Source organism: Candidatus Planktophila sp., from assembly GCF_046070465.1.
Taxonomy (GTDB): Bacteria; Actinomycetota; Actinomycetes; order Nanopelagicales; family Nanopelagicaceae; genus Planktophila.
Genome location: NZ_JBJTMK010000160.1, coordinates 1 through 2,937 on the forward strand (window position 1 = coordinate 1; position 2,937 = coordinate 2,937).

The window sequence follows — 2,937 nt, forward strand, 5'->3', positions numbered from 1 at the left end:
CTTGATTGACAATGTAGCGAGTGAGATTTACTGGAACTTCGATGACGAATTGCTCCCACTTCTCCCCCGGTGTTCGAGAGATCACTGTGGCAACGCCATCGACATGGCCTTGAACAATATGCCCGCCCATCCGCATATCCATCTGTGCGGCAAGTTCTAGGTTGACCGCCGAGCCGACTTCGAGTTTTCCGAGAGATGTCAGCGCAAGTGTCTGCACCATCACATCTGCCGTGAATGAATCTGCGGTGAGCGATGTAGCTGTTAAGCAGGTGCCATTTACTGCAATTGAATCTCCAATGGAGAGTTCTGGTGTGAGCAATGGTGCATGTACTGTCAGAACTGAAGAAGTTTCACCACGAGAGATTGCGGTGATCTTTCCTAGCTCTGCAACGAGACCGGTAAACATCAGTTCTTCTCCACTCTGTAACGGAACTTAAGGTCGGGGCCAATCTGTTCACTTGAAATCAAGGCAAGTCGTTGTGAATCAGAAATTGTCGTGATTCCTATATCTTCGAGCCAACTCTTTCCTGCACCCAAAATTACCGGTGCTTGATAGAGAACGATTTCGTCGATGGCGCCTGCGGCAAGGAGCGCACTTCCCAACGTTGAACCTGCCTCGACCAGCACCTGATTCACGGGAAGGTAATCCAAGGCCTTGAAGAGCTCATCGGTGGAATGGCTCTTCAAGAAGATGGTCTGACTCTTGCCATCATTGAGTTTGAACTCCTTCGGCACATCACGGCCACCCATCACAATTCGAATTGGTGCCGGTGCACCTTCGATTCTTGGCCGCAGAGTTGGATTATCGGCAAGTGCGGTTCCTGTGCCAATCAGAATCGCATCGGATTGAGATCGCAATTGCTGAACATCGTCCCGAGACTCTTCACTTGTAATCCATTGCGATGTTCCATCTGCTGCAGCGATCCGACCATCAAGCGTTGCTGCAATTTTCCAGATGAAATATGGACGACCCTTTTCAATTCGATGCAGCCATGCGCACTGAGCATCACGAAGGAGTTCGCTCTCTACAAGCTGAACTTCAATGCCGGCAGATTTCAATCGCTCAGCGCCTCCTGCGGCAACCGGATTGGGATCTGCAACCGCAAAGATAACTGTGCTGATTCCGGCGTTGATGATTGCATCAACACATGGACCAGTTGTTCCGGTGTGATTGCAGGGTTCGAGTGACACCACAATCGTTGCACCTCGAGCTTGCTCACCTGCCTTCTTAATGGCAACTACCTCGGCATGATCGGATGAAAGGAGGCGATTATGCACGCCATCGGCAATCAGCGTTCCATCTGCTCCATAAATTGCAGCAGCAACATTGGGATTCGGTGCGGTCTTTCCTTTGACGGAGAGCGCGAGGGCAGCAAGGTGTTCATATGATTGATTGATATTGATCATTACGCTGCCCCTTCTCGTTTGGTTTTGCACGAGTCATCGGGGTATGCGAAAAAGAAACGACCGACATAGCCACCAATGGCTATGTCTTCGTACTCGTTATCTCTCATCCGGACTTTAACCGTCGGTCTCAGAATTTCACTGAGTCAACCGCACGCTGGCTGCGTGCGGGTCGCGGACTATAACCGCCGGTTCGAAATTACATCGACCCCGATAACAATGGCTTCAATATATTGCCCCCAACCGCTTTCAGCGAATCAAAGTAAGAACCCCGCCTGGAATCCAGACGGGGTTCTTACTTAAGCTAATGAAGGATTAGCTGCAACCTGATGTGTTGCCGCAACCTTCGCATACGAAGCATGCACCTGACATACGCATCTTCACACCACATGTCATACAGAGTGGTGCATCTGACTTGATACCCATTGACTCGAGGAGATCCGATGAAGATCCGATTGTTGGAGCAACTGCTGGAGTTGATGCAACGACTGGCTTTGCTTCTATCTTTACCTCAGCCTTTGGAGCAGCTACAGGAGCCGCCGCAACAGGTGCTTTTGGGCTATCAACACTCGCGATTGGTGCATATTCGCCACCGTTATTGAGCGCCTGCTCGCGCTCTGCCGCTGTGTAGAGTCCCATCGCTGAACGCTGTTCGAATGGCATGTAATCGAGTGCAAGGCGACGGAAGATGTAATCCATCATGGACTGTGCCATGCGGACATCCTTATCATCTGTCATACCTGCTGGCTCGAAGCGAAGGTTGGTGAACTTCTCAACGAATGTCTCAAGCGGCACTCCGTACTGAAGACCAATTGATACTGCGATCGAGAATGCATCCATCACACCTGCAAGGGTGGAACCCTGCTTGCCGAGCTTCAAGAAGACTTCACCGAGTGATCCATCTTCATATGCTCCAGCAGTCATGTAACCCTCTGCGCCACCAACTGAGAATGAAGTTGTTGTTGCAGGACGTGCCTTTGGAAGACGCTTACGAACTGGCTTTGCAACTTCAACAGTTGCAACAGCATCCTTCTTAGCAGCCTTTCCATCAGAGAGTGGCTGACCAACCTTGCAGTTGTCGCGGTAGACAGCGAGAGCCTTAAGGCCCATCTTCCAACCCTGGTAGTAAACCTCTTCTACCTCTTCAACAGTTGCATCTTCTGGAAGGTTAACTGTCTTTGAGATAGCACCTGACAAGAATGGCTGAGCTGCAGCCATCATGCGGACGGGGCCCATTGGAGCAATTGATCGTGCACCGAGTGCGCAATCGAATACGTCGTAGTGCTCTGGCTTGAGGCCAGGTGCATCGATGACGTGGCCGTTAGCTGAGATGAACTCAACGATTGCCTCGATTGTCTCTTCTGTGTAACCGAGCTTGCGAAGAGCAAGTGGAACTGTCTGGTTCACGATCTGCATTGAGCCGCCACCGACGAGCTTCTTGAACTTAACGAGTGAGAAGTCTGGCTCGATACCTGTTGTATCGCAATCCATCATCAAACCAATTGTTCCTGTTGGAGCAAGAACAGAGATCTG

General features: G+C 50.7%; 3 protein-coding genes and 1 riboswitch. All 3 genes read right to left on the reverse strand.

Annotated elements, in window-relative coordinates:
• A partial coding sequence (locus ACKOVI_RS06870) for a riboflavin synthase (protein WP_509603333.1) occupies nt 1-406 on the reverse strand: 406 nt, incomplete at its 3' end.
• Nucleotides 406-1,407, reverse strand: a complete 1,002-nt coding sequence (gene ribD / locus ACKOVI_RS06875; RefSeq protein WP_509603334.1) for a bifunctional diaminohydroxyphosphoribosylaminopyrimidine deaminase/5-amino-6-(5-phosphoribosylamino)uracil reductase RibD — start codon at nt 1,405-1,407, stop codon at nt 406-408. The genes ribD and ACKOVI_RS06870, both read right to left, overlap by 1 nt.
• 91 nt (nt 1,408-1,498) lie before the next feature.
• A riboswitch (FMN riboswitch) is annotated at nt 1,499-1,626 on the reverse strand.
• Nucleotides 1,627-1,719: 93 nt separating this feature from the next.
• Nucleotides 1,720-2,937, reverse strand: a 1,218-nt coding sequence (locus ACKOVI_RS06880) for a ribonucleotide reductase barrel domain-containing protein (protein ID WP_509603335.1), incomplete at its 5' end; no start/stop codon positions are given.

What these genes read in the sequence shown, in the direction of transcription:
- ribD (WP_509603334.1), bottom strand. Translation starts at nt 1,407, where the DNA reads ATGATCAATATCAATCAATCATATGAACACCTTGCTGCCCTCGCGCTC.